This is a genomic window from Microbacterium stercoris (assembly GCF_017592545.1).
Lineage (GTDB): Bacteria > Actinomycetota > Actinomycetes > Actinomycetales > Microbacteriaceae > Microbacterium > Microbacterium stercoris.
In genome coordinates this window covers 65566-87293 of sequence record NZ_JAGFOA010000002.1, presented here as the reverse complement: position 1 = coordinate 87293, position 21728 = coordinate 65566, and the positions used below count along the sequence as shown (strand labels likewise).

General features: G+C 71.3%; 23 protein-coding genes. 4 read left to right on the top strand and 19 right to left on the bottom strand.

Features of this window, described 5'->3' with window-relative positions:
- Positions 1 to 12: 12 nt before the first annotated feature.
- The 3 genes from J5V96_RS04605 to J5V96_RS04595 form a co-directional block, all read right to left on the bottom strand.
- The gene (locus J5V96_RS04605; RefSeq protein WP_208500944.1) at positions 13 to 882 is read right to left on the bottom strand and encodes an EamA family transporter; all 870 of its coding nucleotides are present in this window, start codon (positions 880 to 882) and stop codon (positions 13 to 15) included.
- Positions 879 to 2162 carry a serine hydrolase domain-containing protein gene (locus tag J5V96_RS04600; protein ID WP_208500941.1) on the bottom strand — a complete coding sequence of 428 codons (1284 nt, stop codon included), beginning with the start codon at positions 2160 to 2162 and terminating at the stop codon, positions 879 to 881. The genes J5V96_RS04605 and J5V96_RS04600 overlap by 4 nt, the downstream gene beginning before the upstream one ends.
- 111 nt (positions 2163 to 2273) lie before the next feature.
- A complete protein-coding gene (locus J5V96_RS04595) occupies positions 2274 to 3656 on the bottom strand; it encodes an ATP-dependent DNA helicase (protein WP_208500939.1) in 1383 nt (460 codons plus the stop codon).
- A gap of 117 nt (positions 3657 to 3773) precedes the next feature.
- Between J5V96_RS04595 and J5V96_RS04590 the strand changes: the two genes are divergently transcribed.
- A complete protein-coding gene (locus tag J5V96_RS04590; protein ID WP_208500937.1) occupies positions 3774 to 4838 on the top strand; it encodes a hypothetical protein in 1065 nt (354 codons plus the stop codon).
- Positions 4839 to 4883: 45 nt separating this feature from the next.
- Here the strand turns inward: J5V96_RS04590 and J5V96_RS04585 are convergent, their stop codons facing one another.
- Positions 4884 to 6860: a bifunctional copper resistance protein CopD/cytochrome c oxidase assembly protein gene (locus J5V96_RS04585; protein ID WP_208500934.1), complete on the bottom strand. Its 1977-nt coding sequence runs from the start codon at positions 6858 to 6860 to the stop codon at positions 4884 to 4886.
- Positions 6861 to 7013: 153 nt separating this feature from the next.
- Between J5V96_RS04585 and J5V96_RS04580 the strand changes: the two genes are divergently transcribed.
- Positions 7014 to 7265, top strand: coding sequence for a DUF6458 family protein (locus tag J5V96_RS04580; protein WP_208500932.1), 252 nt, complete (start codon positions 7014 to 7016; stop codon positions 7263 to 7265).
- A gap of 106 nt (positions 7266 to 7371) precedes the next feature.
- Here J5V96_RS04580 and J5V96_RS04575 read toward each other — a convergent pair whose 3' ends face one another.
- Positions 7372 to 7659 (bottom strand): HU family DNA-binding protein, encoded by a 288-nt coding sequence (locus J5V96_RS04575; RefSeq protein ID WP_208500929.1) that lies wholly within the window; start codon positions 7657 to 7659, stop codon positions 7372 to 7374.
- Positions 7660 to 7924: 265 nt separating this feature from the next.
- Complete coding sequence (locus J5V96_RS04570) at positions 7925 to 8527, bottom strand: TetR/AcrR family transcriptional regulator (RefSeq protein ID WP_208500927.1); 603 nt, start codon at positions 8525 to 8527, stop codon at positions 7925 to 7927.
- A gap of 157 nt (positions 8528 to 8684) precedes the next feature.
- Here J5V96_RS04570 and J5V96_RS04565 point away from each other — a divergent pair, with 157 nt between their 5' ends.
- Positions 8685 to 9548 (top strand): alpha/beta hydrolase, encoded by an 864-nt coding sequence (locus J5V96_RS04565; protein ID WP_208500925.1) that lies wholly within the window; start codon positions 8685 to 8687, stop codon positions 9546 to 9548.
- A gap of 94 nt (positions 9549 to 9642) precedes the next feature.
- On the opposite strand, the gene rpsN is transcribed toward J5V96_RS04565, so the two are convergent.
- The 10 genes from rpsN to J5V96_RS04515 form a co-directional block, all read right to left on the bottom strand.
- Positions 9643 to 9948 (bottom strand): 30S ribosomal protein S14, encoded by a 306-nt coding sequence (rpsN, locus tag J5V96_RS04560; RefSeq protein WP_208500923.1) that lies wholly within the window; start codon positions 9946 to 9948, stop codon positions 9643 to 9645.
- 2 nt (positions 9949 to 9950) lie between these two features.
- Positions 9951 to 10121: a 50S ribosomal protein L33 gene (rpmG, locus tag J5V96_RS04555; protein ID WP_208500915.1), complete on the bottom strand. Its 171-nt coding sequence runs from the start codon at positions 10119 to 10121 to the stop codon at positions 9951 to 9953.
- Positions 10121 to 10357: a 50S ribosomal protein L28 gene (gene rpmB / locus J5V96_RS04550; RefSeq protein WP_055987914.1), complete on the bottom strand. Its 237-nt coding sequence runs from the start codon at positions 10355 to 10357 to the stop codon at positions 10121 to 10123. Before rpmB ends, rpmG begins: the two co-directional genes overlap by 1 nt.
- 190 nt (positions 10358 to 10547) lie before the next feature.
- Positions 10548 to 11204 (bottom strand): DNA-3-methyladenine glycosylase, encoded by a 657-nt coding sequence (locus J5V96_RS04545; protein WP_208500913.1) that lies wholly within the window; start codon positions 11202 to 11204, stop codon positions 10548 to 10550.
- Positions 11205 to 11269: 65 nt separating this feature from the next.
- Entirely contained in the window at positions 11270 to 12664 is a 1395-nt protein-coding gene (locus tag J5V96_RS04540; protein WP_208500906.1) for a hypothetical protein, read from the bottom strand.
- Positions 12654 to 13574 (bottom strand): TIGR03943 family putative permease subunit, encoded by a 921-nt coding sequence (locus J5V96_RS04535; protein WP_208500904.1) that lies wholly within the window; start codon positions 13572 to 13574, stop codon positions 12654 to 12656. The genes J5V96_RS04540 and J5V96_RS04535 overlap by 11 nt, the downstream gene beginning before the upstream one ends.
- Entirely contained in the window at positions 13567 to 14610 is a 1044-nt protein-coding gene (locus J5V96_RS04530; RefSeq protein ID WP_208500902.1) for a permease, read from the bottom strand. Before J5V96_RS04530 ends, J5V96_RS04535 begins: the two co-directional genes overlap by 8 nt.
- Before the next feature lie 19 nt (positions 14611 to 14629).
- Positions 14630 to 15016 carry a Fur family transcriptional regulator gene (locus tag J5V96_RS04525; protein ID WP_208500899.1) on the bottom strand — a complete coding sequence of 129 codons (387 nt, stop codon included), beginning with the start codon at positions 15014 to 15016 and terminating at the stop codon, positions 14630 to 14632.
- Positions 15017 to 15029: 13 nt separating this feature from the next.
- Entirely contained in the window at positions 15030 to 15917 is an 888-nt protein-coding gene (locus tag J5V96_RS04520) for a metal ABC transporter permease (RefSeq protein WP_208500897.1), read from the bottom strand.
- The gene (locus tag J5V96_RS04515) at positions 15914 to 16747 is read right to left on the bottom strand and encodes a metal ABC transporter ATP-binding protein (RefSeq protein ID WP_208500895.1); all 834 of its coding nucleotides are present in this window, start codon (positions 16745 to 16747) and stop codon (positions 15914 to 15916) included. Before J5V96_RS04515 ends, J5V96_RS04520 begins: the two co-directional genes overlap by 4 nt.
- A 105-nt stretch (positions 16748 to 16852) precedes the next feature.
- Here J5V96_RS04515 and J5V96_RS04510 point away from each other — a divergent pair, with 105 nt between their 5' ends.
- Positions 16853 to 17887, top strand: coding sequence for an FUSC family protein (locus tag J5V96_RS04510; protein ID WP_208500887.1), 1035 nt, complete (start codon positions 16853 to 16855; stop codon positions 17885 to 17887).
- 8 nt (positions 17888 to 17895) lie between these two features.
- Here the strand turns inward: J5V96_RS04510 and J5V96_RS04505 are convergent, their stop codons facing one another.
- From J5V96_RS04505 to J5V96_RS04495, 3 genes are all read right to left on the bottom strand, one after another.
- Entirely contained in the window at positions 17896 to 18879 is a 984-nt protein-coding gene (locus J5V96_RS04505) for a metal ABC transporter solute-binding protein, Zn/Mn family (RefSeq protein WP_208500885.1), read from the bottom strand.
- Positions 18880 to 19350: 471 nt separating this feature from the next.
- Positions 19351 to 20694, bottom strand: a complete 1344-nt coding sequence (locus tag J5V96_RS04500) for a dihydrolipoamide acetyltransferase family protein (protein ID WP_208500876.1) — start codon at positions 20692 to 20694, stop codon at positions 19351 to 19353.
- Between the two features lie 38 nt (positions 20695 to 20732).
- On the bottom strand, positions 20733 to 21728 hold the full coding sequence (locus J5V96_RS04495) for an alpha-ketoacid dehydrogenase subunit beta (RefSeq protein WP_236014517.1): 996 nt from the start codon (positions 21726 to 21728) through the stop codon (positions 20733 to 20735).

The following is a 21728-nucleotide window of genomic DNA, read 5'->3' as shown; positions in this document are numbered from 1 at the left end:
GGGCCACCGGACCTAGGCCAGGGGTTCGGCGGGGCGCCCCCGGGCCCTCCACACGGCACCCGCGCTCGCGCACACGACGAGCGCCAGCCCCACGGCCTCGAGCCAGGTCAGCCCCTGCCCGAGCAGCAGCCATCCGGCGAGCGCGGCCGTGGCCGGCGAGAGGCTCATGAGGATGCCGAACGCCGCCTCGCTCATCCGTCGCAGGGCGATCAGCTCGAGCGCATACGGGATCGTCGACGACAGGATCGCGACGCCCGCTCCCAGGGCGAGCAGGTCGATCCGGATCAGTGCGGGTCCGGCGGCGGCCACTCCGAACGGCAGTGAGACCAGGGCGCCGATCGCCATGGCCAGCGCCAGGCCCTCCAGCTGAGGGAACGCGCGCCCGACCGCGGCCTGGCAGCGGATGTACGCCGCCCAGAACACGGCGGCCCCCAGGGCGAAGATCACGCCGACCGGATCGAGGCGATCCCAGCCTCCGCCGCCCAGCGCGACCACCCCGGCGAGCGCGAGACCCGCCCAGAGCCAGGCCACGCGGGTGCCGGCGACGAGGATCGAGAGCGCCAGGGGCCCCAGCACCTCGATCGTGACGGTGACGCCGAGGGCCAGGCGCTCCAGCGCCAGGTAGAACATGCCGTTCATCACCGCGAGCGCGAGACCGAGCCGCACGACCGCGGCCCACTGCGCGCGTGTGCGGCCGCGCAGCGACGGGCGCGCGATCGCGAGCAGGATGAGAGCCGAGAACACCAGCCGCAGCATCACGATGCCGAGAGGGCCGGTGTGCGGAAACAGGCGCACGGCGATGGCCGCGCCGATCTCCTGGCACGCCAGGCCGAGCGCGACCAGGCCGACCGCCGCGCTCGATGTCGAGCGCAGCGCGCTCACTCGGCGGAGTCGATCGGACAGACGGCCTTCTCGGCGACCCGCGCGTGGTAGTCCTCGGCGGTCCACGGGAGCCCCGACTCGGGACCCTTCTCCCCCGAGCGGGCGGGTGCCTTCGAGGCGATCGCGGCGAGCTCGCGGGCGAGGTAGCTGACCAGCGCATCGGAGGCCGCGGAGTTGTTCAGCACAACCGCGACGGTGAGGCCGCTGTCGACATCCGACCATGCGCTCGACAGATAGCCGGGCAGCGAACCCTGCTGGCCGATCATGGAGCCGGCGATGTAGGTGCCGCCCGCGTACTGGTACCAGGAGTCGGCTTCAGGGTTCACGGGACGGGCGGCGGCCCAGCGCTCCGTGAGCTTGCCGTCGTCGCCCTTGACCTTCTCGGCCAGCGCCTCCGCGTAGATGCCGAGCTCGGTGACGGTCGACACGGCGCCGGCATCGGTCGCGCCGATGCTCGCGGAGAGCTTGGTCATCTCGCTCGGCGCCGCGCAGGCGGCCTCGCGATCGGCGTTCGAGGAGTGCCAGCCTCTCAGGGCGGGGTCTCCGGGCGCGGCGGCCTCGCCCCCGGGCAGGCTCGTGTGCTGCAGCCCGAGCGGGCTGGTGGCGTATCGGCGGATCAGCTCCGCTGGCGTCTGGCCCGTCGCGTTCTGCAGCGCGAGGCCGAGCAGGATGTACCCGGTGTCGGAGTCGGTGACCGCGGTGCCCGGCTCAGTGCGGGGGCGTCCGAGCCCGGTGGCGGCGAGCTCTCGCCAGTTCCACACGCGCTCGGGGGTGCGGAACACGTTCGGCATCACCGCGTCGCGGGAGCGGGCCAGGCCCGAGGTGTTGTCGCACAGCTGCTTGAGGGTGACGTTCTCGAGGTCGGGCGAGCTCTGCACCCACTTCGAGACCGGATCGTCGAGCTCGACGACGTTCTCGGCGACGAGACCGTACAGGGCATCGCACGTCATCGGCCGCGTCATCGTGGTGATGCGGAAGGCCATATCGGTCGTCACGGGCTCACCCGATCCGGGCCCCGTCTCGCCGATGCCGGCGACCCACGCGCCCGCCCACGGGGCCCACACGCCCACGATCGCGCCGGAGGCGCCGGTGGCCGCCATCCCCTGATCGACCGCGGCCTGCAACGCGGCGACGGTGTCGGCCGGAAGGTCGCCCGTGACCTGCGACGGCTGCGCGGCCTGCGCATCGCCCTCGGCGGTGCAGCCGCTCGCGATCAGGGCGATCGCCGCTGCACCCGCGATGCTCGACACCACACGCCGCAGCCGACTGTTCACCCGCATGAGACCCCCGCCTTCACACCCTCGACTCCCGAGTCTAGGCCGTACCCGTCCCGCGCTGTGCGGCCCATCCGCCCCCCACGCGCCGCCCGGCGCTGCTCGTGGCGGATCCGCTCAGGGAGTGCCCGCGGCGGCGGCCTCGGCCTGGCGCTGCTCCCACACGGCCTTCATAAAGCGCCGCACATCCTGATCGACGCGGATGTCGCTCGGGCGCAGCGGCCGAGACAGGTACAGCCCGTCGAGGGAGGTCAGCCGGCTCAGCGCCACGTAGGTCTGCCCGGGGGCGAAGGCGCCCGCACCGAGGTCGACGACCGCCCGATCGTAGGTCTTGCCCTGCGACTTGTGGATCGTCACGGCCCACGCCAGCCGCAGCGGGAACTGGGTGAACTCGGCCACGACCTCGCGGGTGAGCTTGCGGCCGATCGGGTCGTACGCGTAGCGGTGCTTCTCCCACACGGCCGGCTCGACGTCGAACTCCTCGCCGTCGACGTCCACGCGCACCGTCTCGCCCACGATGCGCGTGACGGTGCCGATGGTGCCGTTGACCCAGCGCGGCGGCTCGCCCGAGGCGGCGATGTCGTTGCGCAGGAACATCACCTGCGCGCCCACCTTGAGCTTGAGCTCCTCATCGGCCGGGTACACGTCGCCCCGCCCGAAGTCGCCGCTCACCTCGGCCTTGGCCGTCTGCTCCCGCCCCGGGAGCAGGGCCAGGTGCTTCGCGTTGATCGCGTTGACCCGGTCGTTGCGGGTCGCGAGTGTGATCACCGGCTGCTCCGGATCATCCGGCACCGGCCGCGCGCCCGCCGCGTTGAGCACGTCCGCGATCTCCTTGGTCACCCGGCCGTAGCGCACCGCGTTCAGCATGGTCTTGAAGCCGTCGTCGGCCTGCCGGTGGATCTGCGTCAGCTCGCGGATATGCAGCTGCGCGCCGTGCCGGCCGAGCTCGATGAGCCCGTCGCCCTCGGGCTCCCTGCCTGCCCACACGTGCGCGTCGAAGAACCAGAAGGAGCGGTAGTGATCCTGCACGTAGCGCGCCTCGTCGCCCCGGGGCGGAACGGGCGCGAGCTGATAGGGATCGCCGAACATCACCACCTGCACACCGCCGAACGGCTCGGCCCGGCGGCCGCGCGCCTGGCGCAGTGAGCGGTCGATCCCGTCCATGAGGTCGGCGTTGACCATCGAGATCTCGTCGATGACGAGGGTGTCGATGGTGTTGAGCAGCTTGCGCGTGGCGTCGGTCTGCTCGATGTCGCTGTCGGCGATGAGGCCGATCGGCAGCTTGAACAGCGAGTGGATCGTCTGTCCCTCGACGTTGAGCGCCGCGACTCCCGTGGGTGCGCACACCGCGATCTGCTTGCGAGTGTTCCACGCGAGGTGGTTGAGAAGCGTCGACTTGCCGGTGCCCGCGCGCCCCGTGATGAAGACATGGTCGCGCGTGTCCTCGATGAGGCGGAAGAGCTCCTCCTGCTCAGGGGACAGCGTGGGCATAACGTCCATCCTCCCATCCGTCGCCTCCCGGACGCCTGTGTTGCGCATCCTGTGGAGGGGTGTTTCGCCGGGGAGCGGCCGGGCGCGCACAGGAGGATCCGGGGCGCGCTTTCGTAGACTGGCGAAATGGATCAGCCCTCCGCGATCACGACGCCTCGTCGCGCGGCGAGCGACCTGATTCTGCTGGGCGTCGTGTTCGTGCTGCTGGCCGCCGCGATCTGGGCGGGATTCTCGGCCCTGCATCGGCAGTTCTGGGGCCCGAGCGCCTTCGTCGAGCGCTACCTCGCCACGCTGGCGGAGGGCGACACCGCCGCCGCCGTGGCGTTCCCGGGGGTGGCGGTCGACACGACCGACCTCGAGGGCGCCGGGCTGCCCGACACCGCGTCGGATGCGCTGCTGCGCCCCGCGGTGGTGACCTGGAACCTGACCGATGTCGAGATCGTCGGCGAGAAGACGTCCGGCGATGTCACCGAGGTCACGGCCTCCTACGAGCTCGACGGCGCCGACGGCGAGACCACCTTCCGGGTGCGTCCCGCGGGCATGGAGGGCCTGGTGCCGCGCTGGGGATTCGAGACCAGCCCGCTCGCCGAGATCGAGGTCGCCGTGCGCGGTTCGCGGCAGTTCTCGGTGAACGGCTTCGAGATCGATCAGCGCCAGGTCTCACCTCTCGGCCCCGAGGCCGACCCGCTCGAGCCCGTGTCGATGCTCGTGCTCACCCCCGGCGTGTACTCCGTGTCCGTCGACACCTCGATCGCCGCCGCGCCGCCCGTGACGGTGATGGCCGACGCGCCGCTCGGCAGCGTGCCGATCGAGCTGCAGGCGACGCCGACGGCCGAGTTCGCCGATGTCGTCACGCAGAAGGTCTCGGACTTCCTCGCGCAGTGCGCGACGCAGAAGGTGCTGCAGCCTACCGGATGCCCCTTCGGCACGCCCATCGAGGACCGGGTGCTGCCCGACACCATCCAGTGGTCGATCATCACGCCGCCGCCGCTGACGATGGTGCCGGACGGCGCATTCTGGGCGCTGTCGCCCTCGACCGGCACCGCCCATCTCGAGGCGGACGTGCGCGCCCTCTCGACCGGCTACATCTACCGGGTCAGCAAGGACGTGCCGTTCGTGATCGACGGCACCGTCGAGATCCTGCCCGACGGCACCGCGTCGATCCTCGTCGGCTCCCCCGACCTGCGCTGACGCATCGCGCCGTATGCTGCGCGGCGGCCGCCGGCGAGACGCGGGTCAGCGCGAGGGCCGGGCGGCGTCGCGCTCGGCCATGGCCGCCAGGCGCGCGTTGTATGCGTCGAGCTCGGCGTTCTCGGTGCGGTCGGCATGGCGGTCCTGACGACGCTGCTGGCGCTCGTCGCTGCGGCTCCACTGGATGGCCACGACGATCGCCGTGATGAGGGTCGGGATCTCGCCGATCGACCACGCGACGCCGCCGCCGATGTACTGGTCCTCCAGCGGCGTCGGACCCCACGTGCGCCCCATGCCGCCGAACCACTCGGCGGCCATCAGGCCCTCCTGCATCATCATCGCGACGCCGAAGAACGCGTGCATCGCCATCACGGCGATGAGGGTGACCAGGCGCCCGGGGTAGGGCATGCGGTACGGCAGCGGATCGATGCCGGTCAGCGTCATGACGAACAGGAAGCCCGAGATGAGGAAGTGCGTGACCATCCACACGTGGCCCAGGTGGTCGTACAGCGACCAGCGGAACAGATCCGTGAAGTAGAAGACCCACAGTGAGCCGACGAAGATGCCCGCCGCCACCAGCGGATGCGTGATGACCCGCGCGAACGGGCTGTGCACGGCCCACATGATCCATTCGCGACCGCCTCGGGTGCCGTCGTCGCGCTTCTCGATCGCGCGCAGGGCGAGGGTGATGGGCGCGCCCGGCACGAGCATCAGCGGGATGCCCATGGTCAGCAGCATGTGGCCCAGCATGTGCAGGCTGAACAGATAGTCCTGGTAGGCGTTGACCGGGCCCGAGGTCACCCAGAAGAGGGTGAGGCAGCCGGCGATCCAGAGCACGGTGCGGTAGATCGGCCAGCTGTCGCCGCGGCGACGCAGGCGCACGACGCCGAGCACGTAGAACGCGATGCCGAACGCGGCCACGGTCGCCCACAGCAGGTCGACGTCCCAGGTGGTGAACCAGCGCTCGAGCGTGAGCTCCGGCGGCAGGGGCTCGCCGGTGAGGATCTCCGCGGGCGTCGACGAGTAGGGCGTCTCGCCGAGCGGCGGAGGGGTGCGGGCGAGCGCGGCGGCCGCTCCGGAGGCGATGCCCATGAACGCCAGCTCCACGCCGATCAGGGTCCAGAACGCGCGCGAGGCGCGCTCGTCGCGCTGCATCCGGCCGATCAGGAGCCCGCGGTACCAGGCACCCAGCACGCCCATCGCGATGAGCGCCACGACCTTGACGATCAGGATCGCCCCGTACGGCGACATCAGCTGCTGCCACGTGCCGATCGACGAGAGCGCGCGCGCCAGGCCCGATCCGGCCACGATGACGAAGCCCACCAGCGCGATCGACGAGTAGCGTCCGACGACCGTGGCGAGCCGCGATCCGAGTGCCGGCCGCAGCACGGCGAGCAGCACGAGTCCGCCGAGCCACGCCGCCGCGCCCAGCACATGCAGGCTCATGGCCGTGACGGTCGCGTCGTGGCTCGCCAGTTCGCCGGAGTGACCCTGCGTCGCCATCGGGATGAGGGTGGCCAGCGCCAGCACGGCCGTCACGAGCGTCCAGAGCCAGGACCGGATCGCGAACGCCAGGATCGTCACGACCGCTGCGGCGATCGTCGTGATCAGCCAGGTGCGCCCGAGCTCGACCTCGGTGAGGAAGCGGCCCAGCTGCGCGCCGAACTCCGGGCCCGCCGAGAACTCCGGGTTGAAGGAGTCGAGGAAGGTCATGAACCCCGTCGCGCCGGCCGCGACCGTGAGCACGGCCGCCCCGATCGATGCGACATCGAGCGCACCGTCGAACTCCTTCTCGCCCGCCTTCAGCGCGAACAGCGCGAGCACGAGGGATCCGGCCATCACGGCCCCGGACACGTTGACGAGCAGCTTGGTCAGCGGCAGGCCCCAGCGCACGATCGCGCCCGGATCGCCCTGCGCGAGCGGGGCCGCGGCGCCCGTGAACGCGAGCGAGGCGACCGCCGTGACCACCGCCGCGACGACCAGGATCACGGGCCCGACGGCCCGCAGCGCGCGCGGATTCACGCAGCCAGCCTAGGCGTCCGCGGCTGTGACCGGCCTGACCCCGCTCGTCGTCGCGAATCGCCGCGTGCCACCGGCCTCGCGCGGCGTTTCCCGATCAGCGGGCAATTGTCAACCCCGGTGACTGGGAGCATCCGGATCCGTAGCGTCCCGGTCATGAGTATCGGAACCGGAGTAGTGCTCTTCGTGATCGGCGCCATCCTCGCGTTCGGGCTGGAACTGGACATCCCGGCCGTCAACGACGATTTCATCGGCTACCTGCTGATGGGCGCGGGAGTGGTGGTCTTCATCGTCGGCATCGTGCTGATGACCCGTCGCCGCTCGGCCGTCACCTCCACGCGCACCGTGGGTGACCCGGCTGCGGGACAGCAGGTGACCGAGCGACGCACCGACGTCGACCCCTACTGACCCGCGCTCGCCCAGCGGGCGACACGAGTCAGTGCCCGGATCCTCCGGGGACGCAGAAGGGCCCCTCCCACTTCGGAGGGGCCCTTCTTCTGCCTGGCGGCCGGAATTACTTGGCGGCGGCCTTGAGCTTCGAGCCGGCGGTCACCTTGACGCGCTTGCCGGCCGGGATCTCGATGGTGGCACCCGTCTGCGGGTTGCGGCCCGTGCGAGCGGCCGTGTCGACCTGCTCGAACGCGATCCAGCCCGGGATCGAGACCTTGGCGCCCTTGGCGACGGCCTCGGAGACGGTGGTGAACAGAGCGTCGACGACGCCGGAGACGGCGGCCTGGCTCTGGCCCGTGGCGCTGGCGATGCTCGCGACGAGCTCGGTCTTGGTGATGGACTTGTCGGCCATGTCATCCTCCATCGGCGCCCAGGGACGCCGCGATGTGATCAATGGACCGGAGACGATTACCCCCGGGCGATCAGTCGATCGCGCCTCGACAGTACCAATGAGGCCCGGAATTCCGCGGATTCTCGCGGGATTCCCTCACATTCGGGCGGCGTGTCGGCCTCTGAAGGGGGTTTTCGGGCGATTTCGGGCCGGATCCGGGCGGTTTCCGCGTGATTCCGGGGATCCGGCCCGTCCGGTATCCCGGACCAGATCGACGGACGAGGGATCAGGGGCGGTGCGCGGCGACGATCGAGCGCGCGGTGCGGGCGAACGCGTCGGCGGCGCGGTCCTGGCCGTCGAGGTAGCCGCCGACGAGGGCGGCGTCGCGCAGCAGCACGAGTGAGGCGGCGACATCTCGCGGCTCGCGGAGCCCGGCGCCGGCGGCGACCTGCTCGAGCACGCCCCGGAACCAGCTGCGGTGCTCGTCGATGAGCCCGCGCACCGGACCGGATCCATCCGGGAACTCCGCGGCGGCGTTGATGAACGGGCAGCCGCGCGTGTGCCGCTCGCGCACGTCGGCGGCGACACCCTCGATGGTGAGCTCGAGCAGCTGCTGCGGGTCGGAGGTGGCCTGCAGGGCGCCGTCGAAGAGACCGCGGATCGCGGCGTCCTCGCCCTGCAGGTAGGCGAGGACGAGGTTCTCCTTGCCGGCGAACTGCTTGTAGAGGGTGGCGCGCGTGACCCCTGCCTCCTCGATGATGCGGTCGACGCCCACCGAGTGGATGCCCTCCTCGTAGAAGAGGCGGGTCGCCGCGTCGAGCAGCTTCTCGCGCGCGGGGCTCGGCCGCTTCGCGGGCGCCCGCGGCGGAGTGTTCTCGGGGGTGGTCATGGCGTCCTCCTCGGTTCTTATGGTGCCCCAGAAAAAAGATCCGCAGAGTCCTTGCGGTAGATAGAACGATCGGTCTACTCTGATGCTACAGCCGATCAGGATCACCGGATCGGATCCAGAACCCCACCGCAGCACCCCACCCCGAGGAGCAGGAACAATGAACGCCACCATCGACACCCCCGCCACCGACCTCCACGACGCCCTCTCCGAGAAGGCGCCGATCGTCCTCATCCACGGCCTGTGGATGACGCCGAAGAGCTGGGACACCTTCGCCGAGCGCTTCCGTGCCCGCGGCCACCAGGTGATCGTGCCCGGCTGGCCCGGCATCGACGACCGCGAGGTCGCCGACATCCGCCGCAACCCCGAGGCGCTCAAGGGCGTCGGCCTCCAGCAGATCGCGGCCCACTACGAGCGCATCATCCGCTCGCTGCCCCGCAAGCCGATCATCATGGGGCACTCGTTCGGCGGCGTGCTCACCCAGATGCTGGCCGACCGCAACCTCGGCGTCGCCTACGTCGGCATCGCCCCCGGACAGACCGCCGGGGTGCTGTCGCTGCCGCTGTCGACCCTGTGGACCGGCACGCCGATCCTGTCCAACCCCTTCGGCATCAACGGCGCGAAGCCCCTCTCGAAGCGCCACTTCCACTTCACCTTCGGCAACGACCTGCCCCGCAGCGAGTCCGACAGGTTGTGGGAGGAGTTCGCCGTGAACTCGTACAACCGGGTGTTCTTCGAGGGCGTCACCTCGCTGCCCAACGAGAAGGGCGGCATCACGCGGGTCGACTACGCCCGCGCCGAGCGCGCCCCGTTCCTCGTCATCACCGGAGAGATCGACCACGTCGTTCCCCCGGCTGCCGGCAAGGCGATCGTGAAGAAGTACCAGAAGGCCGGCGGCGGTCTCGTCGAGTACAAGGAGTACGCCGGACGCACTCACCGCCTCGTGAGCCAGCCCGGCTGGGAGGAGATCGCCGATTACGCGCTCGACTGGGCCGTGGCCCACCAGCAGGTGCTCGCCGGCTGACGTGTCAGCAGCGCCCCCGCACCCCGCACCCAGAAACGCGAAAAGGGCGAGGATCCGGATGGATCCTCGCCCTTTCAGCGATGAAGCTCGGTGCTTACCAGCTCGACTTGGTCACGCCGGGCAGCTCGCCGCGGTGAGCCATGTCACGGAAGCGGACACGCGAGATGCCGAACTTCGTGAGGACACCGCGGGGGCGGCCGTCGATGACGTCGCGCGAGCGGACGCGGGCCGGCGACGCGTTGCGGGGCAGCTTCTGCAGGCCGACGCGGGCCTCCTCGCGCTGCTCGTCGGTCGAGTTCGGGTCGACGAGCGCCTTCTTGAGGGCGGCGCGCTTCTCGGCGTAGCGCGCGACGATCACCTTGCGCTGCTCGTTGCGAGCGATCTTGCTCTTCTTAGCCATGCTTAACGCTCCTCACGGAAGTCGACGTGCTTGCGGACCACCGGGTCGTACTTCTTGAGCACGAGGCGGTCGGGGGTGTTGCGACGGTTCTTCTTGGTCACGTAGGTGTAACCCGTGCCCGCCGTCGACTTCAGCTTGATGATCGGACGGATGTCCTGAGCCTTCTTGGCCATTAGAGCTTCACACCCTTCGCGATCAGGTCCTTGACGACCGACTCGATGCCGCGGGCGTCGATGACCTTGATGCCCTTAGCCGACACGTTCAGCGTGATCTTGCGACCAAGCGAGGGAACGAAGTAGGTCTTCTTCTGCACGTTCGGGTCGAAGCGACGCTTCGTCCGGCGGTGCGAGTGCGAGATGTTGTGACCGAAGCCGGGAACGGCACCGGTCACCTGGCACACAGCAGCCATGATGATTCTCCTTCAATACCGTGGAGCCGGACGGCCCCACCCAAGGTCTCTTGTCTGCACACGCCTCTCCCGACCCTTGCGGGCTGTGTTCGGGAGGGGATGTACGAACTGCGCACAGGAGTGCACGCAGACAAGGGATCAGCTTAGCAGACTCGGGCGCGTCGCCTTGACAGAAGGCCGGGAACGCGGATCAGGACGCTCCCCGCCCGAACCGGAAGGCCGAGACGGTGGGATCTCCCGGAATCCAGAAGCGCCACGGGAAGGCGGCCGTGCCGGCGATGCCGGCCACCCCCACACGGGGGCCGCTGGCGACGTCCGCGAGCGGGTTCTCGAGAACCTGCAGGCGCGCCGTCGCGCCGGCCTGGACGGATCCGGCGACCGCGTCGATCCCGTCGTGGATCGGATGGCGCAGCCCGATCGCATCCCCGAGGCGGCCGGGTCCGCGAGCGAGGTCGCGGTCGGAGCGCGCCACCCCGCGCGCCTCGCGGCGGGCGCGCGCGATGTCGGCGCCCTCCACGATCTCGCCCGCCCGCAGCAGGATCCCGTCGCCCTGGCCCACCGGGCCGCACACGACGTTGACGCACGAGTGGATGCCGTGGCTGAGGTAGACGTAGAGGTGGCCCGCCTCGCCCCACATGGTGGCGTTGCGGGCGGTCTGTCCATTGCGCGCATGAGACCCCGGATCGGCGACGTCGCCTGATCCGAGCCCGTGATACGCCTCGACCTCGGTGATGCGCACCGTCACCCGGCCGTCGTCGAGCGAGGTCGTGAGCAGCCCGCCGAGCAGGCGCGGGGCGACCTCGAGCGGAAGGCCGGCGAGATCCTCGCGGCGTGCGGGGCGGTGCATCAGTCCATCCTCACCCGGAACGGTCGCTTCCGGAAAGGGCGACCGGCCGGGAGGCCACGGCCGGATCAGACCGGGCCGACCGAGCACCAGTCGATCGCGAACCCCGTGAGCGCCGACAGCTGCTCGCCTGTGGCGACGTCGATGATCCGCGTCTCGAGGCGCTGCGGCATGGCCGTGGGCGCATCGTCATAGGGGTTGGCGACGATGTCCGGGGCCACGAGCGCGGCGACGTAGCGGCCGGACGGCGACACGCAGGTCTGCAGCAGGGCGTCCTCCGGGCCGGGCTCGAGCAGCTGCCGCACCGACCCGTCGTCGGCCACGTGCGCCACGACGGGCGGAAGCGGCAGGCCGTCCGCATCCGTCTGCTGGTAGACGCGGATGGTCCCCCCACGTCCGGCGCCCCCGGCCGGCAGGGGCAGGATGGCGGCCACCCGCCCGAGATCGGCGTCGGCCTGCGGCAGGGGCGACTGCTCGCCGGTGGTGAGGTCGAGCTGCACCGTGCCAGCATCGGCCCGCTCGATCAGCGCGGTGTAGGAGCCGCGCGCGATCGCATCGATCGTGACGGCGCCGCCGAGCATCACGGGCTCCGCTCCCGACTGCGGATCGACCTGGATCAGCTGTCCCTCGAAATCGACCATCAGCAGCGCGGTGGAATCGGGCACGAATCGCCACGGATCGACGCTCGCGGGCTGCCCGCCGAGCTCGACGGGCACCGGATTGGCGGCCGGATCCCGCAGGTCCGACAGGAAGAGGGCGCTGAGGAGGCCCTCGCCCGACGGGTCGGTGAAGGTGTAGCCGACGAGGTCGCCGCGCTGCGAGACCTGCAGCTGCTGCACCATGCCCTCCCCCGGCAGCGCGATCTCCGTCGCATCCGTGCCGTCGCGATCCATGGTCTGCAGGGTCGAGACGCCCGCGTCGGACGTGACGACCACCAGGCGCGAGGGCGTCGTGCGGAAGTCGTCGATCACGGGCGCGGCGAACACCACCCGCTCGTCCCGGCCCGCGAGGTCGGTGCGAACGATCTCGTCGTCGCCCCCGGCGTCGCGACGCAGCAGCAGCACCTCCGCGGGCGGGGTGCGGAACGTCGTGCGCAGCTCGGACACGGGTCCGCCGCCGACCGCGCGCGCCCCCGCGACCGAGACCGTGTACTCGGTGTCGTCGTCGAGCGGCAGCGTGAACCGCACGCCGACGCTGCGCCCGGCCGCGTCGATGGTGAAGGGCGCCTCGGGCGTCACCGTGATCTGCTCGGGCCGGATCTCGCCGAGCGCCTGGTTCGCCGTCAGGATGACGCGCGCGCCCGAGACGGAGATCGCGGCGGCCGGATCGACCTGCACGGTGCTCACGCGCGGCCCCTGGGTGAGACTCACCGCGGCTCCCGCGCCGGCCAGCACGCCGAGCGCGGCGACCACCCCCGCCAGGGCCAGGGCGAACCGCCGAAGGCCCGCACGCTCAGTACTCATACGGATCCCCGGGGGCGTCGACGGGCGTGAGCGCCGCGGGCTCGATGACGAGCGCGCCGTCGGCGTCGGTGGCGATCGTGCCCTGCACGCGGATCCAGTCGCCCTGTGCGAGCGCGCGATCCCAGCCCGGCGAGACGACCGGGAGGGCGGCGGGCTGGGCGTCGATCACGCAGTGCGTCACGACGAGCCGGCCGAGGCGCAGCGCGCCGTCATCGCCCGGCGCGACGAATCCCGTGAGGTCGATCTCGGTGCCGACATACGCATCCGGATTCGCCGCCGTGGCGAACACCGAGGCCCACTCGCCCACGCCGAACGACGAGGTGTCGGCGCCCGCCAGCAGCACCTCGTCGGCGCCGGCGAACAGGGGAGGCGCTCCCGTGTCGCGCGACATCGCGAGCTGCGCCGACAGCGGGGCCGGCGGCAGCACCAGGGCGGCGGCCACCACGGCCGTCGAGATGAGGCCGCCGAGCGCCGGCAGCACGCCGGTGATCCAGGGCGTCTCGACTCGCTCGTTCCTCGCTCGCTCGACGAGCGCGGGGGTGGGCTCGCTCGGGTGGACGAGCGCGGGGGTGGGGCCGCTCGGGCGGACGAGCGCGGGTGTGGGGCCGGCGGCAGGCGCTCGGACGAGCGCGGGGGTGGGCTCGGCGAGACCGGCGGCGTGGGCAGGGCCGTGATCGTGACCGTGGTCGTCCTCGGCGCCGAGGGGCAGGACGAACGAGGCCACCGCGCCCGCGAGCGCGACGATTGCCATCGCGATCGCGAACCACGCCTGATCCGGGTTGATGTAGAGCGCGAGCCGGTCGGTCAGCGCCAGGCCCAGCGTGACGACCGCGAGCGCGGCGGCGAGGCCCGCGCCGAGCCAGCGCGTGCCGATCGAGCCGAGGGCCCTGCGGCCCGTGACGTCACGCAACGAGGTTCACCCCGATCCCGATCGCGAAGGCCGCCAGCAGCACAACCGCCACGATGCCGGCGAGCGTGCGGGTGGTGAAGGTCGTGCGCATCAGCGCGAGCATCTTGACGTCGACGAGGGGGCCGACCAGCAGGAAGACGATGAGCGACCCCGACGAGAACGTCGAGGCGAACGACAGCGCGAAGAACGCGTCGACGTTCGAGCAGATCGCCACCGTCATCGCCAGCGCCGCCATCGCGACGATCGACAGCACGGGGTTCGATCCGATCGCCAGCAGCGCGTCGCGCGGGATGACCACCTGCACCGCGCCCGCCAGCGCCGATCCGATGACGAGGGCGGGCATCACCGCGCGCAGCTCGACGACGAACTGGGCGATGCTGCGACGCCCGCGCGAGCCCGTCTCATGCGCGACCACGTCGCACGTGTCGAGGAAGCGCCCCGTCAGCAGGCTCATCGGATCCGGGTGGCGCGAGTAGATCCATCCGATGAGGTTCGCGATCACCCACCCGCCGACGATCCGCGCGATGAGGATGCCGCCGTCCCATCCGAAGGCGGCATGGGTGGTGATGATGACGATCGGATTGACGATGGGCGCGGCGACGAGGAAGGTCAGCGTCTCGGCGGGCGAGACGCCGCGCATCAGCAGGCCGCGCGCGAACGGCACGTTGCCGCACTCGCACACGGGGATCAGCATCCCCAGCAGCGACAGCACCAGACGGCGCGCCCATGCCGCCCGCGGCATAAAGCGCTCGATTGCCCCCGCGGGCAGCCACACCTGCACCACGATCGACAGGATGACGCCGAGCATCACGAACGGCAGCGACTCGATGAGCACGCTGAGGGCGAGGGTGAGTCCGTCCTGCGCGCGCGTCGGCAGGGACTGGTCGAACACTCGCGGCGCGAACGCGTCGATCGCCAGCAGCACGGCGACCGCGGCGATGCCGAAGCCGACGCCCGCCACCGTGCGGGAGCGCGCCGAGCGGCGCGCCCCTTCGGGCGCATGCTCATGGGTGTGCTCGTGTTCGCGGACCGTCATGCGCGGCTGCCCGGCGACTCTAGGCGCAGTCGGCGCAGAGGCCGAAGATGTCGACGACGTGCTCGGGCTCGCGGAAGCCGTGCTGAGCGGCGGTCTCCTGGGCCCACTGCTCGACGGCCTTGGCCTCGATCTCGACGGCCTTGCCGCAGGATCGGCAGATGAGGTGATGGTGGTGACTGCTCATCGTGCAGGCGCGATAGAGCGACTCGCCATCCGGGCTCTGCAGCTGATCGGCCTCACCCGCCGCCGCGAACCCGGCGAGCGCCCGGTACACGGTCGCGAGGCCGATGCCCGTGTCGGCGTCGCGCAGCGTCGCGTGCAGACGCTGGGCGCTGACGAAGCCCGGGGCCTCGCAGAGCGCCTCGCGCACCTTGTCCTTCTGCCAGGTGTTGCGCTGGGTGACCATGGTGCCTCCCGGTTCAGGCGGCCGCGGGCGCGACGGCAGGGGCGCCGACGACCGCGAGCGCGCGGTCCCGACGCCACGCGATCACGCGGCAGACGAGGTAGATGAGGAAAGAGATCGTGGTGATGTACGGGCTCACCGGCAGGGTGCCGGCGATCGCGAGCAGGATGCCGCCCACGGCCGAGACGAAGCCGAACAGCGCCGCGAGCAGCGGCACGCCGAGCGGTCCGTGGCTGACGCGCATGGCGGCCGCCGCGGGGGTCACGAGCAGCGCCATCACCAGCAGCGCGCCGATGATGTGCACCGCCACGGCCACGATCAGCCCGAGCAGGATCATGAACACGATCGCGATCGCCCCCGAGGGCACACCGCGGGCCTCGGCCGACTGCCCGTCCAGCGAGTCGAACCGCAGGGGGTTCCAGACGAGGATCAGCCCCGCGAGCACGACCACGGCGATGCCGATCAGCCACCCCAGATCCGGGCTCGAGACCGAGACGATCTGCCCGGTGAGCAGGCTGAAGCGGTTGGCGCTGCGGCCCTCGTAGAGAGAGAGGAACAGGATCCCGAGGCCCAGGCCGGCGGGCATCAGCACACCCACGATCGAGTTGCGGTCGCGGGCCTTCGCCCCGAGCGCCCCGATCAGCAGCGCCGCCGCGACGGCCCCGACGAGGGATCCTGCCACCACGCTGCCGCCGAACAGCAGCGCCGCCGCGGCGCCGGCGAACGACAGCTCGCTGACGCCGTGCACCGCGAACGCCATGTCGCGCTGCACGATGAACACCCCGATGAGGCCGCCGACGATGCCGAGCACCGCGCCGGCGACGACCGAGTTGCCGACCAGCTGCAGCAGCGCGCCGTAGTCCTCGAACGAGAAGACGTCGCTCCATTCGAGCAGGGGCCTCATGCCGCGCCCACCTCCTCGGGCGCCTCGTGCAGGTGGGCTTCGGCGCAGTGATCGTCGGCGTCGGGCGCGCCGACGACGACGAGGCGGCCGCCCATCCGAAGCACTTCCACGGGGGCGCCGTACAGCGCGGTGAGCACGTCGCTGCGCAGCACCTCCTCCGGGGTGCCCAGCTTGAAGCGGCCCCCGGCGATGTACAGGATGCGGTCGACGTGATCCAGGATCGGATTCACATCGTGGGTCACGAAGAGCACGGCCGCGTCGCGCTCGCGTCGCTCGCGGTCGATGATGGCGGTGACGGCCTGCTGGTTCGCGAGGTCGAGGCTCGACAGCGGCTCATCGCACAGCAGCAGTTCGGGACGGTCGGCGAGGGCCTGGGCCACGCGCAGGCGCTGCTGCTCGCCGCCGCTCAGCATCCCGACGGGATGATCGGCGTACGTCGTCGCCCCCACCGCGTCGAGCAGCGCATCCACCCGCTCGCGATCGCCTCGCCGAGGGATCGGCAGCCCGAACCGGGTGCCGTTGATGCCCATGGCGACGAGGTCGCGCGCCCGCAGGCTCGTGCCCGGCGGAAGGGGGCGCTGCTGCGGGATGTAGCCGATGCGGCGGTCGCCGCGCCTGGCCGTCGATCCCCCGACGCGCACCTCTCCCGCGCTCAGCTGCTGCAGCCCGAGGACGGCCCGCAGCAGGGTGGTCTTCCCCGACCCGGATGGTCCGAGCACGGCGACGAACTCGCCGGGACGGACGCTGAGGTCGAGCCCGCTCCACAGCTCTCGCCCGCGCAGCCGCAGGGCTGCGCCGGCGATCTCGAGGACGGGATCGGAAGAGGTCATGCATCCATTCTACGGACGGTACTGATAACGGTTCTCAGACAGGGGCGGAGCATCGTCCCGATGGGACGCGGCCGCCGTCCAGGACGTCTCTCCTACGCTGGAAACGTGGCGGAATCTCGAGGACGACTGTGGACCGGAGTCCTGCGCGTCGCTCCCCACAGCGGCGATCATCGAGTCGCGCTGCGGGCGGCGATCAGCGTGGCGGTGCCGCTGCTGGTGCTGTGGGCCGTGGGCCGGCTCGACCTCGGCATGTACGCGAGCTTCGGCGCGTTCGCGGCGCTGTACGGCCGCAAGGATCCGTTCGGCGATCGCCTGCGGATGCAGGCGGCCGCGGGCGGCGTGCTGATCGCCGCCATGCTCGCCGGCACGGGCCTGTCCGTGCTCGGCGCCCCGGCCCTCGTGTCGGTGTTCGCGGTGGCGGCGCTCGCCTCGCTCGTCACGCTGCTCGCGTACACGATGCAATGGCATCCGCCCGGGCCGCTGTTCGTGGTGTTCGCCGCCGGCACCACCGCGAGCATCCCGGCATCGGGCGGCTCGTTCGCCGACATCGTCATCGTGGGCGGCGCGAGCGCACTGTTCGCGCTCGTGGTCACCACCGTGTTCGCGGCCGCCTCCGCGCGCGGCCTCCCGCCGGCCGCCACGGGCAGGCGACCGCTGCGTGTCGGGATGCTCGCGGGCGAGATGGCGATCACGGTCGGCGTGGCCGCCTCTCTCGCCGGCGCGGCCGGACTCGTGCTGGGGTCGCACTGGTACTGGGCGACCGTGGGCGCCGTCGCCGCGGTCAGCGGCGCGCACGTCTCGGCGCGCCTCATCCGCGGCCTCCAGCGCCTGGCGGGAACCCTCGTCGGCGTGGTTGTGGCCGCCGGCATCCTCGCCCTGCATATGCCGCCGCTGGCCGTCATCGCGGTGGCGGTCGTGCTGCAGGCCGGCGCCGAGATGTTCATCGGTCGTAACTACGGCATCGCGATGATCTTCGTCACTCCGCTGGCGCTGCTGATGGTCGAGCTCGCGTCATCCACGCCGGCGGAGGTGCTCCTGCGCGACCGAGCCGTCGAGACGGTGATCGGCGTCACCGCCGGGACGCTCATCGCCCTCGCCTCGGCCGCGGTGCGGCGGCGGGGCCACGCCCCCGCGGCGTAGGTTCCGGATCAGCCGGCGAGCGCACCCTCGAGAGCGGTCACGTTGTCGGCCATCCACTCGACGTACGTCTCGTCGCCCTGCAGCAGCTCGCTGAGCTCGACGACGGGCACATCCGCCTCCTCGGCGGTGCCGATGACGCGCTCGGTCTCGGCCCCGCCCGTCTGGGCGTTGGTCAGGATCACCGCGGCGTCGCCCGCCTCGATCACGCGCGTCGCATCCAGAAGAGTGGCGGGCGGCACATCCTGCCCCTCCTCCACCGACTCGGCGAAGCCCTCAGGCGTCACATCGTCGAGGCCCGCAGACGCGGCGAGGTAGCCGCCGATCGGCTCGGTAAGGAAGACGCCCTCCCCCTCGTGCGCGGCGTGCAGCGCGTCGAGGCGACCCTCGAGCCCCTCCAGCTCGGCCACCAGCGCGTCGCGGTTGTCGGCGAGCTCGGTCGCGTCGACGAGGTCGGGCAGCTCGTGGCCGATCTCCTCGGCGATGCCCTCCACCACGTGGATCATCGTGTGCACGTCGTACCAGACGTGCTCATTGAAGCCCTCGATGTGGTCGTGGCCCTCGTGCCCCGCCTCGTCCGCGTGCTCGTCGTCCGTGTGCTCGTCGGCGTGGTCGGCCTCGTGCCCCTCGGCGCCCGGGAAGTCATGCGAGAACTCGACGGCCGTGATCACGGGGGTGTCATCGGCGACGAGCTCTTCCATGAAGCCGTCATAGCCGCCGCCGTTCTGGATCACCAGCTTCGCATCCTGCACGAGCAGGCGATCGCGGGCGCTCGCCTCGTACGCGTGCGGATCCTGCGCGGCCGTGTCGATCACCGACGCCACCTCGACGCCGTCGCCCACGAGCTCCTGCGCGATCTGCGCGTACACGTTGGTCGACGCCACGATCGTCGCCCCGCCCCCGTCACCGGCTCCCTCGGCGGCACCGGAGCAGCCCGCGAGGGCGACGGTGGAGACGGCGAGGAGGGCGACGGGAAGCACGCGGGGGAAGCTCATACTCCCACTCTAGCGCAAATGAGAATCGTTATCGCTAAGCCCTACGCCGCGCCTCCCCTCGTTCGTCGAGCGAGCGCAGCGAGTCGAGACGCCCAAAGCCCGCGCGAAGGTCTGGGCGTCTCGACTCGGTCGTTCCTCCCTCGCTCGACGAACGGGTGGGTGGAGGGGGTGGAGTTGGATGGGCGGCACGGATCGCCCACCCCCTCGTTCATCGCGCCCACCCCCTCGTTCGTCGAGCGAGCGCAGCGAGTCGAGACGCCCCAGCGCGCGCGCAGGTCTGGGCGCCTCGACTCGGTCGTTCCTCCCTCGCTCGACGAGCGGATGGGTGAGGTCGCGGGACAGATCGCCCACCCGCCCCTCGTTCGTCGAGCGAGCGCCAGCGAGTCGAGACGCCCAAGCCCGCGCCCAGGTCTGGGCGTCTCGACTCGGTCGTTCCTCCCTCGCTCGACGAACGGGTGGGCGAGGAACGGGTCAGTCGAGCAGCAGCGCGGGCTCTTCCAGGATCGAGGCCACGTCGGCGAGGAAGCGGCTGATGCCGTCGCCGTCGATCACGCGGTGGTCGAACGATCCGGAGACCGTGGTGACCCAGCGGGGGCGCACCTCTCCGTCGACGACCCACGGCTTCTGGCGGATCGCGCCCATGGCGACGATCGCCGACTCGCCGGGGTTGATGATCGGAGTGCCGGCATCCATGCCGAAGACGCCGATGTTGGTGATCGTGATCGTTCCGCCCTGCTGGTCGGCCGGGGTGGTCTTGCCCTCCCGCGCGGTGACCGTGAGGCGCTCGAGGGCGCGCGCCAGTTCGCGCATCGACAGATCCTGGGCGTCCTTGATGTTCGGCACGAGCAGTCCGCGCGGCGTGGCCGCGGCGATGCCGAGGTTGACGTAGTTGCGCACGTGGATCTTCGCGCCGACGCCGCCCTCACCGTCGACCCACGCCGAGTTGATCATCGGGGTGCGGCGCGCGGCCCACAGCACGGCACGGGCCACGATGAGCAGCGGCGAGACCTTGATGTCCGCGAAGTCGGGCGAGGCCTTGAGGCGCTTGACGAGCTCCATCGTGCGCGTGGCGTCGACGTCGGTCCACACCGAGACGTGCGGCGCGGTGTGCGCCGAACCGGTCATCGCGGTCGCGGTGGCCTTGCGCACGCCCTTGACCGGGATCTCCTCGACGCGCGCGTCCACGGCGGCCGTGGGCGCGCTCGGCGCGGCGACGGGGATCTCCTCGTCGCGCACCGCCGGACGCTCGGGGGTGCTGATGTTGCGGAACACGCTGGCCTGTTGCGCGTGACCGAGCACGTCGTCGCGGGTGACCTCCCCGGCGGGGCCGGTGCCGCGTACGTCCGCGAGCGCGACGCCGAGGTCGCGCGCGAGCTTGCGGATCGGGGGCTTCGCGATCACGCCCACCGACGAGGCGACCGGCGCCTCGGCGGGCTTCTTGCGGCGGCGCGTCTTCGCCTCGCTGCCGGATCCGTATCCGACGAGGACGGATCCGGATCCCTCGCCGTCGGCGGGCGTCGCGGCGACCGCAGAGGGCTGCCCGTGGCCGGTGGGCTCGTGCGACTCGGGCGCGGCGGCCGAGGCGGGGGCCACGGTGATGATCGGGGCGCCCACGTCGACCGTGTCGCCCTCCTGCACGAGGAGCTCGCCCACCGTGCCGGCGAACGGCGACGGCAGCTCCACCAGCGACTTTGCGGTCTCGATCTCGGCGATCACGTCGTCGATGGCGACCTGGTCGCCCGGCTTGACGTGCCAGGTGACGAGCTCGGCCTCGGTGAGGCCCTCGCCGACGTCCGGGAGGTGGAAGGTCTGCATGGTCCGATCCTGTCTTATCGGTGTCGTGCGATGGGCGGTCAGTACGCGAGCGCGCGGTCGACGGCCTCGAGCACGCGGTCGGCGTCGGGCAGGTAGGAGCCCTCGAGCTTGGCGGCGGGGAAGGGCACATCGAAGCCCGACACCCGCAGCACCGGCGCCTCGAGGGAGTAGAACGCGCGCTCGGCGATCGTCGCGGCGATCTCGGATCCGAGGCTGGTGTGCTGCGGAGCCTCCTGCGCGACCACTGCACGGCCCGTCGACCGCACCGACTCGAGCACGGGGCCGTAGTCGACCGGCGACAGCGAGCGCAGGTCGACCACCTCGCAGCTGGTGCCCTCGGCCTCGGCGAGCGCGGCGGCCTGCAGCAGCGTCGTCACCATCGCGCCGTGCCCGATGAGCGTCACATCCGTGCCGCGGCGCACCACGCGCGAGGCGTGCAGGGGCAGCGCCCGCGCCGACGTGTCGACCTCGCCCTTGGGCCAGTAGCGCGACTTCGGCTCCATGAAGATGACCGGATCGTTCGAGGCGATCGCATCCTGGATCATCCAGTACGCGTCGTTCGGCGTGGACGGGCTGACCACCCGCAGGCCCGGGGTGTGCGTGAAGTACGCCTCGGGGCTCTCCTGGTGGTGCTCGACGGCGCCGATGTGGCCGCCGTAGGGGATGCGGATCACCACGGGCAGCGAGAGCACACCCTCGTGGCGGTTGGTGAGCTTGGCGAGCTGGGTCGTGATCTGGTCGAAGGCGGGGAACACGAAGCCGTCGAACTGGATCTCGACCACGGGGCGGAAGCCGCTCATCGCCAGGCCGATCGCGGTGCCGACGATGCCCGACTCCGCGAGCGGGGTGTCGAGCACACGGCGCTCGCCGAACTCGGCCTGCAGCCCCTCCGTCACCCGGAAGACGCCGCCGAGGCGTCCGATGTCCTCACCCATGAGCAGCACGCGGTCGCTGTCCTGCATGGCCTTGCGCAGGCCGGCGTTGAGCGCCTTGCCGAAGCTCATCGTCTGAATCTGAGTCTGCGTGTCGGTCAT